Source organism: Candidatus Filomicrobium marinum (assembly GCF_000981545.1).
In the GTDB taxonomy this organism is placed as follows: Bacteria; Pseudomonadota; Alphaproteobacteria; order Rhizobiales; family Hyphomicrobiaceae; genus Filomicrobium; species Filomicrobium insigne.
This window is the reverse complement of the sequence record NZ_LN829119.1, coordinates 533,884-549,904: the sequence shown is the minus strand read 5'-3', so window position 1 is coordinate 549,904 and position 16,021 is coordinate 533,884. Positions and strand designations below refer to the sequence as shown.

The following is a 16,021-nucleotide window of genomic DNA, read 5'->3' as shown; positions in this document are numbered from 1 at the left end:
AAGCCCCCTAACACGGCGCCGGCGGCACGTCGACTTGCATGCTCACACCCAGAATTTCGCAAAGACGCGTCTCCTCGTCGGCAGCGATCACTTCAAAATCGAGACCTGCATTCTCTATAATCCGCGCAGCGATAGGATCGATAATCCTCTCCTCGGCAAGAGCATGAACTGAGGACAGCTCCCCACCCGAGCGAGACTTAAGGAAAATGACCTTCAAGCGGCCAAGACGCTCAGCCAGCCGTGCCGCGATGGCATCCGACGTCGTATCCCAGGTTGCCGGTAGCGCAGCATCGTTTTCGCAGTCATTCAGCGGCAGCCACACAAGCTTTTCACCACTGGGCACCTTGTCTGCGATCTCTGCGAGGTTCTCGCTCGTATCCAATGCTGGCGCCAACGCCGCAAACATCAAACCCGTTTGATGCATGCCGAGGATCGCCATCCGATGCGCCGCGAGGTCATCAAAACCAAACATCGTTTGCGCCTGCCTCACGGCGTCAGCAAAGACGCCGCCGCCAGGAACCACGGCAACACCTCTCGGGGAGCGCGCCACAATAGCCAGAACGCGCTCCAAGACGTCAGCTGACCGCGCCAGACTGCCACCGATTTTGACGACGATAGGTTCTTGGCTCACCCGCGAACTACTCTAACAGGATGATCCCCGCGGACGTACGATTTCAACGCCGACGGCTGCCGGACCACGCTCCAACTTCTCGATGCGCACGCGCACGGACACAATACGGCGATCCTCAAGAATACGCGCCGCTATACGTTCAGCGATAGTCTCAACGAGATTAATGTGGCCTTCTGCCATAACGGATTTAACAGCGTTGGTTAAATCATCATACGAAGGCACTTCCGCGATTTCGTCGGTTCGTGAGCCAACGTCCGGAGATACCGCCGCAACAATCGAAAACCCGACCTTCTGCGTGATACCTTTTTCCTCGGCATAGACGCCAAGCTCACAATCCAGCACAAGATCTCGCACGAATATGCGGTCGCACTGAACGGGATCCGTTTCACTCATCTGCATAATCGTAGCCGCCCCGGTCGTCTTGTTCATGAGGCGCGTTCCTCGCGTGCCAATTCTTCAGCCTTACTCATCATAAGATCAGTCTCGATTTTTTCCGCTTTAACAATGGCATCACGTATTTCCACCACTGCCCGCAAGTCCAATGAGCCCGTGCGCGCATTCTCGCAACACAAAGCCCCACGAAAACCAATGAGATCCGGAGCCAGCCGGACTAAAGCCGGGATATGCCGCGTACGAAGGCTCCCTGCAAGTCCACAAAACATCTCATGTGCGCGCGCAATCTCAACAAAGTGCTCCAATTGATCGACGGCGAGAACATCAGGCAGCGCCCCATCAGACTTATTTGCGGTATCAAGAACGACGCCTGCGAAACCGGCCGCAGCCATCTCTGCCACAAGCTCAAAATCCGGAGAGGCATCCGCAAATAGAACGCCTACGATCTGAGCTTTGCCGGTTTCGCCCCGCAGCCGTCCAAGCGCACGCACGACCTCTGCTGCATCCCCACCGGGCAGAAACCCAGTCTTCACGTAGTCCACGCCAGTCGCTGCAGCCTGCAACGTGGCCTCGACGATTGGACCAACTTCGCAAGGGTGGTCTCCGATAGTGGCGCTAACCGGCACCCGGCCACCAACGGTCTCAACAATTGCGCGCGCGGCTTCAGGTGTCACCGCCCCGAGAGCACCCCGTGACGGGTCCTTGCAGTCGATAACGTCGACACCACCCTCCAGGCAGAGGGTCGCTTCGCGTGCGTCAACAACACTTGCAAGCATCGAGACGCGGCCGCAGTCAGCCGCCCGCTTCGGAGGAATTATTTGCATTTAGGCATCCTGGAACACGCGCACGCGCTCAGCCAGTATGGAATCTCGATCACGGCGCTCGGACACTGTCAAATTAACAGGGATATCCTGCACCACGGTCGCCGGGCGGCCGTCAACCCGGATTAAGCGCGTACCCAACATCACCGCTTCAAAGCGATCATGGGTCACGAACAGAACCGTGGTCGGCCGCCGCGACCATAGCTCGATCAGAAGCTGGCGCAAGGCTTCTGCCGTGGGATCGTCAAGCGAAACGAACGGTTCGTCCATCAAGAGCAGAGCGGGCTCCAGCACAAACGCCCGCGCCAAAGCAGCGCGTCGCTGCATCCCTACTGAAAGCCGCTCGGGGTAAGCTGTGGCCGCATCGCTCAATCCGACCCTGTCGATAAGCTCAGTCACCCGCTGGTCATGGCTCTCACCGTCTGGAAGAACAAGGCGGATATTTTCCTCCACGGTGCGCCACGGCAGAAGGCGCGGCGTTTGGAACATATAAGACAGCCGCAGGTCACCTTCTTGGGTATTCACCGAACCCGTGAAGTCCTTATCCAAGCCCGCGATAATATTGAGCAACGTGGACTTGCCACACCCTGATGGCCCTGTAATCGAGACAAAAGACCCACGTGCGATGCTCAACTTGATATTACGCAGAACGGGTAACCGTGCGCGTTGTCCGACCGCGGGAAAATCCTTCTCGACAATGTTGACTTCTAGCGGACGATCTACCGGCGCCATTGATTGACCCTCGCCTCGATCGGCTGCAGCACCCCAATTTCAATAATCTGCACGACAATAATGAACGCTATCGCGTAGGCGAGGATCATCGACACATCAAACAGCTGGAAAGCAATATTGAGCTGATGACCAACACCGTTCGGGCGTCCGAGAAGTTCAACGACAAGCACGATCTTCCACACGAGCGCTAGGCCGCCTCGTGCTGCGGCAGCAAAAAACGGCGCGAGCTGCGGCAATGTCACGTGACGCAGCGTCTTCCACCAGCCGAAACGATAAATCTCTGCCATCTCTTCAAGATCTCGCGACAGGGAGCGCGCTCCCTCCCGCACCGTTACGGCGACGTTCGGAATCTTGTTGATCGTAACGGCAAGAATGGCCGCAACCTCCGTCAGTCCAAACCAGACGTAACAAAGGATGATGGTCACCAACGCCGGCAGGTTTAGGAAAAAGATCAACCACGTATCGAAAAACCTATCGGCACGTTTTGTCCGCCCAAGCGCGATGCCAATCGAACATCCGATAAACATGGCAAGCACGAACGATACGGCGACGCGCGCCAGCGTTACACCGACGTGGTAGGCCAGCTCTCCGCTGGCCAGTTCCCGCACAAGCGTATGCGCGACATCTAGCGGGCCTGGAAAGACTCGACTGTTCGCAAAAGCGGCCGCCACAAACCAGACCGCCAACAGAACCAAGAACGAGCCAAGCGACCACCCAAAGCGCCCAGACAACACCGAACCGACGATACCGCGGCCCACACGTCCAGCTTTTGTAGTTCCAGCGTCAAGCACCATAGAACAGCTTCGCGTCGAATTTCGTATCGCTTCCTACAAGCGTACCTTCACCGTATTCAAGAAGCAATTTCAGCAGCTTATCAGCAGATCTCGTTGCTTCTGGAGACCATGGCTGCGGGATGCCGTCTCGATAAGATTTGCGCAGAGCTTCAAACTCACCCTGGCTTGAAACACGCATCAAAGGCTTAAGCGGCTCCCAATCCTCATCGGAGGTCGCAAGAATGCGATTTCCTTCCTCGACGACCTTGAGGAAGGCTGCGAGTTCAGCATCCTTTCCAGCAGTGGTCTCCTCGCTCCATACGAAACCGACAAGTGGTGGCGGCGGATCAATACCGAGCCCGCGCAGGATGTCTGCCATCGTGATGAGTTCTTTATACCCCTCACCTTCGAGGCGCGCCGAGAACGTCCAGAAGTTTAAGGCCGCGTCCACCCGGCCCTGACGCATTTGTTCAGTAATCAGAGGGGGGGCTCCAAAGACCGGCTCTGCAAACTGCGCAATATCTTCGCCCAACGTTTTGTGAGAATAAGCACGCAACAAAATCCAGCTCTTGTCGATCGCCGTGCCAGCAACACCCAACCGCTTGCCCTTGAGATCTGCAATCGACTTGATGCCGCTATCGGCACCTACCATTAAGGCCCCCAACGCCGAGGAGTAGGGCGCAAATTTGAGCGGCGCGCCCCCAGAGCGCTGCCGCATCGCCCATGGCCAATCACTGACGACGACGTCCGTTTCACCCGAGAGCAAGGCAATGCGAGCGGCACCAGTCCCCGCAAGGTCCAGCACCGACATTTCTAGGCCATTCGCTTTGTCGAGACCACGGCGCTTGATTGTCTCCAACAGCCAGCTCAGCGAACCAAATTTCAGGGATCCAATTTTCAATCGACCGGATGCCGCAGCCGGAAGCGCAGGCACACCGACAACGGTCACCGCCGCAGCCCCTATCATCAGCTGTCTTCGATCAATCATTTCTGCGGCTCCTGATCTGACAGTCGATTTTTCACCAGCCACCGGACAGCGCGGAGCCAGCCCTTGTCGTCATTTTCGTGAATACTGACCGCCATCGAGTTCCGCAAAGTCCCGTCGTCGACATTGCGGACGAAAATGCTCACATTCAGCAACACAGCGGTCGCCTCGTGCACCACACCCAGCACCGACAATTCTGCACCAGCCTTCTTTGCAACCTCGACTTCGCAGCCATCGCATCTATTGAAAGGTGTCTGTTCCTCGATATCGCTATTCACAGAGCTAAGGTCCAGAGGTTCATACTTACCCGTTTCCTTCAGCAAACGCTTGAGTTCGTCCGTAATGAGCTCAAGCCGTGCCCGCTCCGCCTCGTTGGGTACCGGGGGCAAGCCAACGCCGCCCATCTGTTGTTCGATGACCATTTCAAAGGGGAAGATCGCGGTTTTGGTCGCGCCGGATGCAAAACTTGCCTGCGCAAACCCAATGAGCATTAGATAAATTGCAACCGTACGCAGGATCATTTCCTTACCCCTCGGGACGCATCGTTCACTGACTATTCTTTACCAAGCGCCTCTGGTAAATAAACTGCACAATGTTTGCTCGCAGATCTGGGTACGCATGCACACCCCACCCGCCTACCACAACCCTCACATATGCGTGAACGCTGTATTTTCGTCGCCTTGCCTTAGATGGAAGCGTAACTATGTTACGAAAAGCCGTATCCTCGATAGGCTAAGCTTATCGAGCCGCTAAAGAAAAATACGATTGGCTGGAGAGGTGCAAGAACGAGCTCAAGCAGCTACGCTCTTCCGGCATGCGTTGCGAACACCCTAAAATGATCGCGACAAGAAAAGAATTTCGGGAGGATTTCTCATGAGCAATTTGCTTAATCGCAACATTGTAACAGGCCGACGGAAATCCTTACCCATTTTCCTTTGTGCGGTTGCCGTTGCGATTATGAGCTCAACGTTCAATTCAAAACCTGTATTCTCTCAAGAAGCACCTACACAAAATCAGAATAAATCCGACTCTAAACAAGATGGCGTAATCGAAATTCCGATTGCCTATCTCAGCGAAAAGCGGGATCGGCTCCCACCGCTATCACTGCTGGATTTCCGACCCGATGATGACGGGATAGCCGGAGCCCAGCTGGCCGTTGACGACAACAACACAACCGGCCGTTTCCTCAAGCAGAGTTTTCGCGTGGAAGAGAGTCCCGCAACCACGCGGGATGAGCTGATCAAGATTGCTACGCAGAAAGCCGAGCAGGGTCTCGGCTTCTTCGTCGTCGATGTCACACCAGACACCCTGCTGGCGCTCTCAGATGCGTTGAAAGATTACAACGCGGTCATCTTCAACGCGGGCGCGACTGATGATCGGTTGCGCCAGGAGGACTGCCGCCTCAACGTCAAACATACAGCACCTTCGCGGGCCATGCTGACGGACGCGCTCATTCAATACTTAGCGTGGAAACGCTGGCGTAATCTCGTTTTGATTTCCGGACCACAGCCCAACGACCAGTTGTTCGCCGCTTCAATTCGTCATTCTGCCAAACGCTTCGGTCTCAAAATTCTCGAAGACCGAACGTTCAAGTATGAAGCCGGGAGTCGCCGCGCCGACGGCGGCTACGAACAGGTTCAGCAACAGATCCCTTCCTTCACACAGGATCTTCCCGACTACGACGTCCTTATCGTTGCTGATGAGAGCAAACAGTTTGGGGACTATTTCCCATATCGAACCTGGATCGCCCGCCCCGTAGCAGGAACACAAGGTCTCTATCCGACCTCTTGGCATCCCGCGTCGGAACTTTGGGGCGCAACGCAATTTCAAAATCGCTTCCAGCGTAAGTCAGGTCGCGTTATGCGCCCGCTAGATTACGCCGCCTGGATGGCCGTACGGTCCATCGGCGAAGCCGCCACGCGCACAAACACCGGCGACCCCAAAACATTGATTGGCTACATGCTTTCTGACCGGTTCGAACTCGCGGCATTCAAGGGCCAAAAGCTCACTTACCGCCCTTGGAACGCTCAGCTACGGCAACCGTTATTCGTCGCCACGGATAAAATTCATGTATCCGTATCCCCGCAGCCCGGGTTTCTCCATCAGGTGACAGAACTCGACACGCTCGGCATCGATCGTCCGGAAACAAAGTGTACGGCATTCACCAACCGCTGAATCGTGGAAGCAGCCATGTCCACGTCAACAAGCCAAAACTGAAATCAGGAAACGACAGGAATCGTCAGTGAGACAGCATAGATCCATCATCGCAAGCCTCACGGTGCTCGCCGCTTTGGTCTTGGCACCTTTCCCTGCCGCCGCCTACAAAGTGTTTGTCAGCAACGAAAAGGACAACACGGTCTCCGTAATAGACAGCGAAACGTTAAAAGTGATCCATGAGATCAAGGTCGGTCAGCGTCCCCGCGGCATCATACTCGCGAAGAACGATACGTGGCTTCTGATCTGCACAAGTGATGACCATCGCATCGAGGTCTATGACGCCAACACCTACGAGTTCATCAAAAACCTTCCGTCCGGTCCGGACCCCGAGTTGTTCGATTTGCATCCATCCGGCAACCCGCTCTACATCGCCAACGAGGACGATAACCTCGTCACCGTGGTCGACATCGATACCGATAAAATTCTTGCCGAGATCCCCGTAGGCGTGGAACCGGAAGGCATGGCCGTGAGCCCCGATGGCAAGATCGTCGTGAATACGTCAGAAACGACCAACATGGCGCATTTCATCGACACCAAGACGCATGAAATCGTCGCCAATATCCTCGTCGACAATCGGCCTCGGGTCGCGCAGTTCACTTCTGACGGCAAGCAACTTTGGGTTTCCGCAGAAATCGGCGGCACCGTAACGGTTATCGACCCTGCGAAAAAAGAAGCCGTCCACAAGATCACTTTCGAGATACCTGGAATTAATGACGACGCGATTCAACCTGTTGGAATTCGCTTCACAAAAGACGGAAAACTGGCATTTGTCGCATTGGGTCCATCCAATCGCGTCGCCGTCATCAATGCCCAAACCTACGAAGTCGAAAAATATTTGCTCGTTGGCCAGCGCGTCTGGAACCTCGCTCTTACTCCGGATGAAAAACTTTTGTTCACGACCAATGGCACGTCAAACGATGTGTCGGTTATCGACGTGCAAAAGCTTCGCGTGATTAAATCGATAACGGTCGGGCGTTATCCGTGGGGCGTCGTAGTAGCCAATCATTGATGTTAGAAATTTCCCCCTCATCATTTTCGAAAGGGGGAAATTTCCCAAAAGGAATTGGACAAAACGGAAAAGTCTGCGTCTAGAACTCACCGGGTTTGAATTGCCGAACCGTAAAGACGTGAGTACAGGGAGCAAAGACTCCCAGTTATGCCGACAGTCACCGAGGAATAGTGATGATCAACAATGCTGCGCCGCAAAATGGTTGACGCTCTGACATCCCAGAAAGGATCTTTCAGCACAGGCGAGGCGCTGCGCGTGCGCAACGTATCGCATAGTTTCGGCGATACGCGTGCACTCAACGACGTCTCCCTAGACGTTGCGCCAGGAAGCTTCACGATCCTGCTCGGCCTCAATGGCGCCGGCAAATCGACGCTGTTTTCCCTGATCACCCGCCTTTACGACAACACGTCGGGAGAGATCCACATTCTAGGAAATGATGTCCGGCGGCGGCCCAGCGCGGCTTTGCAGCGTCTCGGCGTCGTCTTTCAGAGCCGCACTCTCGATTCCGACCTGACCCTCTTACAGAACCTGACTTACCACGCTGCGTTACATGGTTTTGGCCGGCGCGAAAGCAAACGACGCGCTCATGAGGCTTTGAAAACGGTAGGTCTCGATGAACGCGCCAAGGAAAAGGTGCGCAACCTTTCCGGCGGTCAAGCCCGCCGTGTCGAAATTGCACGCTCCATGCTGCATGATCCGGGCCTTCTGCTACTAGACGAGCCCACAGTCGGTCTGGATATTGACTCCCGCCAGAGCGTGATCAGCATCGTACGCCGCCTAGTCAATGAACACGGCATCGGCGTGCTCTGGGCCACGCACCTCATTGATGAGATCGACAAGACCGACAAAATTATAGTTATGCACAAAGGCCGGGTTCTCTACTCCGGCTCGGTTCCCGGCCTCCTTGAGGCAGGTCAGGCGAACGATCCGGCATCCGCATTCCGGAACCTAACCGAAACAACGCGTGCGGAGGCGGCATGAGCATAGACACCATGGCCGAGACCTCAGCATCGGTCCCGCATAAACCAATGCCATCACATCTCACATTCAGCGGATTTTTCGCTTGCTTCCGTGGGATCGTCTGGCGGGAAGTTCTCCGCTTCCTCCACCAACGCGAGCGATTTCTTTCCGCTTTGGTTCGCCCGCTCGTTTGGCTCTTCATCTTCGCTGCTGGCTTTCGCCAGGTACTCGGCGTCTCGATTATCCCGCCCTATCAGACGTACGTACTCTACGAGACGTATGTTGCGCCAGGACTGCTTGGGATGATTTTGTTGTTCAATGCTATGCAGTCATCTCTGTCGATGGTCTACGACCGCGAGACAGGCGCGATGCGCACCCTTCTCGTAAGCCCATACCCGCGTTGGTTCCTGCTTTTCTCTAAGCTGATCGGCGGCGTTTCCGTCGCCCTGCTGCAGGTCTATACCTTCCTCGCAATCGCCTATTTTTGGGAGATTCAACCGGATGCCGCAGCACTACCAATCGGCTTCACGATCGGCGGCCAATTCGTCGGCTTCGAGATACCCGCTCCCTACAATGGATACATCACAGTCCTCCCAGCCATCATTTTGTCTGGACTGATGCTCGGAGCCTTCGGACTGTTCCTGTCGTCGGTCATACGTCAGCTTGAAAACTTCGCAGGCGTGATGAACTTCGTCATCTTCCCGATGTTCTTCGCCTCATCCGCACTCTATCCGCTGTGGCGCATCCGAGAATCGAGCCCGCTGCTTTACGAGATCTGCCGCTTCAACCCCTTCACCCATGCAGTCGAGCTCATCCGCTTCGCCTTCTACGGCCAATTGGATCCAACGTCGTTTTACGTCGTCGCCGGCTGCACCATCCTCTTCCTTGCCTGCGCGATCTATGCCTACAATCCGTCCAAGGGATTGATTGCGCGACGGGGACCAGGAGCCCGCAGCTAAACGCCAGAGAAATGAAACCAATGCTCCGAACCTCAAATATCGTCCTCCCGAAGCCTCACCGTGCTACGAAGTGCACGAGCGTTCGAATGGCAGCGGTCATCGCCACGTTTTTAGCAACAACCGGCATAATGGCAGCCGCGACTGCGTGGGCGGGCCCTCCCGGCCAGATGCAAGATGGAAGCCCAACGCCCGCGAGGCAGACAGAAGTGCCCGCCGCAAACACAAAAACGCCCGAGCCGGGCTCTGACTGGCCGTGTGTCCAACGTAAGATCGATACCCTGACATCAGCTCAAATATGGGACGGCCCCCCGGTTGAGGAGATCAAGAACTGGCGCGACGACAAAGAGATCGCTGAGCTCGTATCCTACGTGATTAGCCGGCGTATCGAGATGGACGCGGTCGAAGAAGCAATCAAAAACTATGCCGAGAAGGTCCCCGAAGCCGAACGGGATAAGAAGTTGACACTGTTGTTCGCCGGGGTGCTTCACGAAACGAACGTCGTCCGCAGTTCAGTCGTGAATGGTATCGAGACATTTCAACGGCGCCAGCGCGCACGCGCCAAACGGCTTGAGGAACAAGGCAAGGAACTCGCCGCACTCCATGATCGCGCAGCAAAAGGCGAAAAGATTTCACAGGAAATCGACACGCTGCAAAATCACTACGATTGGAATGCACGGGTCTTTAAAGAGCGACAGGACAACCTGCCTCTTGCTTGTGAAATTCCCGTACTAATTGAACAGCGCGCCTTCGCAGTTGCCCGCGCCATTCGCAGTCACATGAACGAGTAGTCTTTTGCTGCACTGGGCGACAGAGCTTATGACACCGGCTTGATCTGAGCCACGGGAAGGCCCAGTTCTTTCCAACCATCCGTACCATCGGGAAACCAGATCACGTTGCGGTAACCCCACGAGAGGGCCCGTCGCGCGGCATTCCACGACATCCAGCAATCACGGAGACAGAAGAAAACAACCGGGCGCGAGCGGTCTCCCTCAGTAAGGCGCTCCAGCCCCGCGCGGAAATAGCCCTCGTACTCAGGCGACAGCACACCGTAACCGACATTGGCAAGCCAATGCGCGCCCGCGATACTCTCATGCGACGGTGTCCGCCAGATCGTGCCTTCTGGAAGATTAGGCGGCTTGGGAGGTTGCGGATAAACGTCAATGAATACTGCCGCCTTGGCGTTCCAAAGGTCTTCCGCAGCACCGACATCAACAACCTGAGCCCCCTTCAACGTCGCCGGCACCGGAGCCCGATAGTTGTCTGTGCGATAAGTGTCAGGCTCCGTGACCAGTGGCTCAACGCTTTTGCCACCGGCCGCAAAGACGTCCGATACACCGGACAATACAAAAAGCCCGATCACCTGAACCAAAAGCACATAGCGAACGAGAAGAAAAAACGATCTCGCACCACAACCGCTTCCCACCAAACCCACGATATGTGCCACCACTTCAACCTACCTCGCCGTACCAAAGTGCGGCGCCATCAAAGTCATCAAAACAGCCGCCGCGTAAACGCGAAAAAGGCGACAAGCCATCGTGCGCTTGTCGCCTTCCGCAATTCTCATCGTCCCGAGTCCCACCACGGTAAAGTTCTTTATTTACGGGCCTTGGTGATCAACTGATCTTGCTCGTCGATAATAGGAACGCCGTAGTCTAGAAGCACCTGATCGATATCACCTTGCCGCTTCGCAATGATCTCGTTCAACTCATGCTTCCAGGTATCTTCGCCCTGTCGCACACCCATCGTGATCCGATACGTCATGCGCGGACTGTTGCCCTCTTTCAGGAGCGGAACGACTTCCAGTTCTTCGCCACCACGCTTTGAGAAATAACCCGCATTAGGCCCCCACAGCACACCGGCAGCAATTTCACCGGAGCGAATATCGGCGACCATCAATTCCGATGGAGACATGTAACGCCGATCAACGAACAACTGATACGGCTTCACGTTGCCCATCATGCCAAGACGGCTGATGATCGTTGCCGGTGGGCTACCAGCCACAACACCCAATCGCTTGCCCAGCAGCCGGGGGTCAGACAACGTGCTGATCCCATCAAGCCCTTGGCCTTTCCGGAATACCAGCGCATACGCTGAGCGATAGTAATGGTTCGTATTGAGAACCATTTCATCACCCTGCGCGTAGCCCATCACGACGTCACAAGCTTTCGCGAACAGCGTACGCCGGATGAAGCCCGTAGACTGCGGGAACCACGTATACTCCACCGGAATTCCAAGCTCCGCCGCAACAATGTCAGCGATCTTATTTTCGAAACCAGGATTTTTAGGATCCTGGTTTGAGAACGGCATGTTCGCGGGGTCGGCGCAGACACGCAAGACTTGGCGGTTGACCAGATCAACGCGCTCGCCCTCTGCTGCCTCGGCGGCTGCGCCGCCGAGGAGAATTACGCCAAGCGCAACAATCAGACCAATGGAACTAGCCCGCAAGGCAAGCATTTTCCGCGTCGCCAAGTTCTTGCGGCTTGTCTTCCTTACCCGCCGGCCGACCGCGAGGAATGACACCATCTGCGCGCCCTTTCAAATAAGTATAGATACCGTCAATATAGCACATGACGTTCTTATTATCGCCGAGTGCGGGCATCACGCTTTCTCCGCCGCCGGGCGTATGGACAGTCCGACCACTCGCAACAACACCGAGGAAGTCGAAGTAATCCATCGTCTTGAGCGAATCCATTAGTGCCGGCGCGTAGGTCGAGCCGACGCCTTCAGGTCCATGGCAGACGTGACACTCGGAATGGTAGCGCTGAAAGCCGCGATAGGTGAGAAAGTCCATCTTACCGTCCTTATCGATACGATAAGTCGGCGCGCCCGATGGCAGCATCCATTTACCGCCTTCGAAAGTGGCCCCTTCTCCGGCCATCCGGTAGCCTTCGGCATCAACGTAAGGTCCGCTCTGCTTGGCATCTTCAGCGCTCACGGATGAGAACCCGAAGCTCGCAACTCCAGCTGCCAAAGCGATAACTGCGAAGCCAGTCCATATGCTCTTCACGAATTTCCCTTTCTTCTCCACGTCCGTACCTAGCCTGTGTATCGCCAAGGCTATGCGAAAGACTGTGTGCCCGGTGGCCATCTGAATGACAAGCCTGACCGCATATAAAACTTTCGTTAGCAGAAGTACTCGGAGCGCGCGTTTGGGTTCCGCGACATCACGACCTAATCCGCCTCACCAAAAAAGGCCGGCGCGAGAGGTTCTCGCGCCGGCCCTAAGCCGATCAGGCCTCGCTTATGGCAGCGAGAAGACCGTGAGCGTGCCACCGAGAGCGGTGTAGTTGCTCAGGCCGGCATAGCCACCAACGGCACCCAGACCATCGGTCGGGTTCGTCAGACCAGCAGCCAGACCGATACCGGCCCAACCACCAATACCCGACAAGATGCCAACGTACTGCTTACCCTTGTGAGAGTAGGTCATAACGTTGCCAATGATGCCGGAAGGCGTACGGAACTTGAACAGTTCCTTGCCGTCCTTCTCGTCGACGGCCTTCAGGTAACCTTCAAGGGTACCGTAGAAGACAACGCCGCCGGCCGTGGCAAGAGCGCCAGACCAGACCGAGAATGGCTCAGGTTGCGACCATACGATCTCACCCTTGCCCGCGTCCCAAGCGATAAAGTTACCCATACCGCCGTGGCTGTTCGGAGCCGGATACATCGACAGCGTCGCGCCAACATAGGGCTGACCAGCCGTGTACGAAACACGGAATGGTTCGTAGTCCATGCAGACGTGGTTCGTCGGCACATAGAACAGACCCGTACGTGGCGAGAAGGTTGCTGGCTGCATATCCTTCGAGCCGAGAGCAGCCGGGCAAACGCCCTTCGTGTTCACGTCTTCGCCGTTCTTAGCGGTCGAGTACTTGTCGACAACATACGGACGACCATAGTTGGGCTTAGACTTGTCGAACTCGACGCCCGTCGTCCAGTTGACGGCTGGGTCAAACTTCTCAGCGACAAGCAGTTCGCCCGTGCCACGATCAAGGGTGTAACCCAGGCCGTTACGGTCGAAGTGCACGAGCACTTTGCGCTTTTCGCCCTTCACGTCGATGTCAGCGAGAATCATCTCGTTGATACCGTCGTAGTCCCACTCGTCGAACGGGGTCATCTGATAGGCCCACTTCGCAACACCCGTGTCAGGGTTACGAGCGAAGATGGTCATTGACCACTTGTTGTCGCCCGGACGCTGTGCAGGGTTCCACGTCGAGGGGTTACCCGAACCGTAGTAGATCAGGTCGAGATCAGGATCGTAAGAATACCAACCCCAAGTCGTGCCGCCGCCGATCTTCCACTGATCGCCTTGCCAGGTCTTCAGAGAAGAGTCCTTGCCGACAGGCTTGCCAAGCGACATCGTCTTCTGCGGATCGAACAGGATTTGATCGTCCGGTCCCGAAGAGTAAGCACGCCATACCCGCTTGCCGGTTTTGATGTCGTAGGCCGTAACGTGACCTGCAACACCGAATTCACCGCCGGAAATACCGACAACGAGCTTGTCCTTCACCGGAAGAACGGTCGCCGTGTTGGTTTCACCCTTCTTCGGGTCACCATTCACAGCTTTCCAGACTTCCTTGCCGGTCTTGGCGTCGAGCGCCACAACCGTCGTGTCGGCCTGATGCAAGAAGATCATGCCGTCTGCATAGGCGAGACCGCGGTTAACCGTGTCACAGCACATGACCGGAATAACGGACGGGTCCTGCTTCGGCTTGTAGGTCCAGATGATCTTGCCAGGCTCGTTCAGGTCGAGGGCAAAGACGTTGTTGGGAAACGGCGTATGAAGCCACATGGTGTCGCCAATAACGAGCGGCGAACCTTCGTGACCGCGCAGAACACCCGTAGAGAACGTCCATGCGACCTTAAGGTCTTTAACGTTGTCACGGTTGATCTGGTCCAGCTTCGAATAGCGCTGGTTGGTATAGTCACCGGTCTGAATGGCCCAGTTGTTAGGATCAGCCGTCAGCTTCGTAACGCTGTCGTTCGCCAGGGCTGGCGACGCGAAAATCGTCACGAGCAATGCACCGGTAAGTGCACTTTTGCGCATTGCGCTTCCTCCTTGTGAGATCTTGCCACGCTTGCAAGCGGCAGCAGCGTCAGCGTGTCACAACCCGGATTGACGAAATGCCGGCTTTTCCCGGTCTTGGCCGTCAAGGTTTTCGAATGAGTTGGGACTTTTTTTCCCGACCCTGAAAACGTCTGCTACCGTGTGTGGCATCTATGCACTTTTTGTCGCACTCCGCAAGACCATCCGTAAAGACAAAATCCGGGGTCGCAAAAGGTCAGCAAAACTGACCTAATTAATTGAATTATAGCAATCATTTGCCGCGTTCGACGATGCAAACACATGAATAACCGACAGCCGTTTTTTACGCGTGATGAACGTCGGAGATGCTGGTCGGACCGTTCACGGATAGATGAAACCGATAAGAACATCGGTGCGGGAATGACTAAATATATGGACGGCAACAATGGCCGGGAAACTCTGCAAAAAGCGCTGACAATGACGAGCAATCTAAGGCCGAGACGACCGCGAAGGTCGGTATGCGGTGGAAATATCTCGCGCCGTGACGTCCTGTGCGCGACCGTATGCCTGGGACTGATCTCGCCACTATTAGCGATGTCTTGGCAAAACGCACACGCGGCGTCAGAGGCCATAAAGCCACTCGGGGTGTCCGAAATCGCACCGGGCCTTTTCGTCCATCAGGGACGACATGAACTGACCAGTGCGAACAACCTCGGCGGAATTTCAAACGCAGCATTCATTATCGGCGAGGAGGCAGTCGCGGTCATCGATACGGGTGGCAGCTATCGTTTCGGTCAATCACTTCGCGCTGCGATCAAAGAAAAAACAGATCGGCCGATCCGCTACGTGATCAATACCCACATGCATCCCGATCATGTGCTCGGAAACGCGGCCTTCAAGACTGACAATCCAGAATTCGTTGCGCATTACAAAATGAGCCGGGCCCTCGCAGCACGCGCGGAGAACTATCTCGCGGCGGCGAAGAACCTATTGGGAGACGCAGCCTTCGAAGGCACGGAAGTCATCCTGCCCACACGCAGTATTGAGTCGCTTGAAACAATCGACCTGGGCGGCCGTCAGTTAAGCCTTGATCCCCAGCCAACGGCCCATACCGATAACGATTTGTTGATCCTGGACGAGCGGACACAAACGCTTCTGCTGGGGGATTTGCTGTTCGTCGAACACATTCCAGCCCTCGACGGCTCGATCCTGGGATGGCTGCAGGTCATCGAAAAACTGCGCAAGGTAGGCGCCGCCCGCGCTGTTCCTGGACACGGTCCCGCGTCCGTGTCTTGGCCCGACTCAATAGCGCCCGAGGAGCGTTACCTGCAAAAGGTCGTAACGGATATCCGGGAGATAATCGCAAGCGGAGGCACTCTTGCTTCCGCCACGAAGACTGCCGGCTTCAGCGAAAAAGATGCATGGCAACAGTTTGACGACTATCATGCCCGTAACGTTTCAGCCGCGTTCGCCGAATTAGAGTGGGAATAGCGCAGGCACTCAAAAACCACCGTGCACGCG

Annotated in this window: 17 protein-coding genes; 6 read left to right on the top strand and 11 right to left on the bottom strand. The window is 55.7% G+C overall.

The window, feature by feature from the left end; genetic code table 11:
* Window positions 1-7: 7 nt before the first annotated feature.
* From YBN1229_RS02675 to YBN1229_RS02645, 7 genes are read right to left on the bottom strand one after another with little or no spacing between them, the layout of a single operon-like run.
* A complete protein-coding gene (locus tag YBN1229_RS02675; protein WP_052743638.1) occupies window positions 8-631 on the bottom strand; it encodes a hypothetical protein in 624 nt (207 codons plus the stop codon).
* A gap of 12 nt (window positions 632-643) precedes the next feature.
* The gene (locus YBN1229_RS02670; RefSeq protein ID WP_052743637.1) at window positions 644-1,060 is read right to left on the bottom strand and encodes a dihydroneopterin aldolase; all 417 of its coding nucleotides are present in this window, start codon (window positions 1,058-1,060) and stop codon (window positions 644-646) included.
* Window positions 1,057-1,848: a (5-formylfuran-3-yl)methyl phosphate synthase gene (locus YBN1229_RS02665; protein ID WP_052743636.1), complete on the bottom strand. Its 792-nt coding sequence runs from the start codon at window positions 1,846-1,848 to the stop codon at window positions 1,057-1,059. The genes YBN1229_RS02670 and YBN1229_RS02665 overlap by 4 nt, the downstream gene beginning before the upstream one ends.
* Complete coding sequence (locus tag YBN1229_RS02660; protein ID WP_046476428.1) at window positions 1,849-2,577, bottom strand: ABC transporter ATP-binding protein; 729 nt, start codon at window positions 2,575-2,577, stop codon at window positions 1,849-1,851.
* Window positions 2,565-3,371 carry an ABC transporter permease gene (locus YBN1229_RS02655; protein ID WP_082100990.1) on the bottom strand — a complete coding sequence of 269 codons (807 nt, stop codon included), beginning with the start codon at window positions 3,369-3,371 and terminating at the stop codon, window positions 2,565-2,567. The genes YBN1229_RS02660 and YBN1229_RS02655 overlap by 13 nt, the downstream gene beginning before the upstream one ends.
* Window positions 3,361-4,338 (bottom strand): ABC transporter substrate-binding protein, encoded by a 978-nt coding sequence (locus tag YBN1229_RS02650; RefSeq protein ID WP_046476426.1) that lies wholly within the window; start codon window positions 4,336-4,338, stop codon window positions 3,361-3,363. Before YBN1229_RS02650 ends, YBN1229_RS02655 begins: the two co-directional genes overlap by 11 nt.
* Window positions 4,335-4,856, bottom strand: a complete 522-nt coding sequence (locus YBN1229_RS02645; protein ID WP_046476423.1) for a DUF3280 domain-containing protein — start codon at window positions 4,854-4,856, stop codon at window positions 4,335-4,337. The genes YBN1229_RS02650 and YBN1229_RS02645 overlap by 4 nt, the downstream gene beginning before the upstream one ends.
* A gap of 352 nt (window positions 4,857-5,208) precedes the next feature.
* On the opposite strand from YBN1229_RS02645, the gene YBN1229_RS02640 reads away from it, so the two are divergent.
* From YBN1229_RS02640 to YBN1229_RS02620, 5 genes are all read left to right on the top strand, one after another.
* A complete protein-coding gene (locus tag YBN1229_RS02640) occupies window positions 5,209-6,510 on the top strand; it encodes an ABC transporter substrate-binding protein (RefSeq protein ID WP_052743635.1) in 1,302 nt (433 codons plus the stop codon).
* Between the two features lie 67 nt (window positions 6,511-6,577).
* The gene (locus YBN1229_RS02635) at window positions 6,578-7,561 is read left to right on the top strand and encodes a YVTN family beta-propeller repeat protein (RefSeq protein WP_046476420.1); all 984 of its coding nucleotides are present in this window, start codon (window positions 6,578-6,580) and stop codon (window positions 7,559-7,561) included.
* A gap of 198 nt (window positions 7,562-7,759) precedes the next feature.
* Complete coding sequence (locus tag YBN1229_RS02630; protein WP_046479854.1) at window positions 7,760-8,542, top strand: ABC transporter ATP-binding protein; 783 nt, start codon at window positions 7,760-7,762, stop codon at window positions 8,540-8,542.
* A 47-nt stretch (window positions 8,543-8,589) separates the two neighbouring features.
* Window positions 8,590-9,480, top strand: coding sequence for an ABC transporter permease (locus YBN1229_RS02625; RefSeq protein ID WP_046479853.1), 891 nt, complete (start codon window positions 8,590-8,592; stop codon window positions 9,478-9,480).
* A gap of 86 nt (window positions 9,481-9,566) precedes the next feature.
* Complete coding sequence (locus tag YBN1229_RS02620; protein ID WP_052743634.1) at window positions 9,567-10,268, top strand: hypothetical protein; 702 nt, start codon at window positions 9,567-9,569, stop codon at window positions 10,266-10,268.
* Window positions 10,269-10,294: 26 nt separating this feature from the next.
* On the opposite strand, the gene YBN1229_RS02615 is transcribed toward YBN1229_RS02620, so the two are convergent.
* The 4 genes from YBN1229_RS02615 to YBN1229_RS02600 form a co-directional block, all read right to left on the bottom strand.
* A complete protein-coding gene (locus tag YBN1229_RS02615) occupies window positions 10,295-10,840 on the bottom strand; it encodes a PQQ-dependent catabolism-associated CXXCW motif protein (protein WP_052744089.1) in 546 nt (181 codons plus the stop codon).
* 233 nt (window positions 10,841-11,073) lie between these two features.
* Window positions 11,074-11,934, bottom strand: a complete 861-nt coding sequence (locus YBN1229_RS02610; RefSeq protein WP_046476417.1) for a substrate-binding domain-containing protein — start codon at window positions 11,932-11,934, stop codon at window positions 11,074-11,076.
* Entirely contained in the window at window positions 11,915-12,487 is a 573-nt protein-coding gene (locus YBN1229_RS02605) for a c-type cytochrome, methanol metabolism-related (protein ID WP_244466790.1), read from the bottom strand. The genes YBN1229_RS02610 and YBN1229_RS02605 overlap by 20 nt, the downstream gene beginning before the upstream one ends.
* 234 nt (window positions 12,488-12,721) lie before the next feature.
* Window positions 12,722-14,521, bottom strand: coding sequence for a methanol/ethanol family PQQ-dependent dehydrogenase (locus YBN1229_RS02600; RefSeq protein WP_046476414.1), 1,800 nt, complete (start codon window positions 14,519-14,521; stop codon window positions 12,722-12,724).
* A gap of 399 nt (window positions 14,522-14,920) precedes the next feature.
* Here YBN1229_RS02600 and YBN1229_RS02595 point away from each other — a divergent pair, with 399 nt between their 5' ends.
* The gene (locus YBN1229_RS02595; RefSeq protein ID WP_076605367.1) at window positions 14,921-15,991 is read left to right on the top strand and encodes a quinoprotein relay system zinc metallohydrolase 2; all 1,071 of its coding nucleotides are present in this window, start codon (window positions 14,921-14,923) and stop codon (window positions 15,989-15,991) included.
* Window positions 15,992-16,021 lie beyond the last annotated feature (30 nt).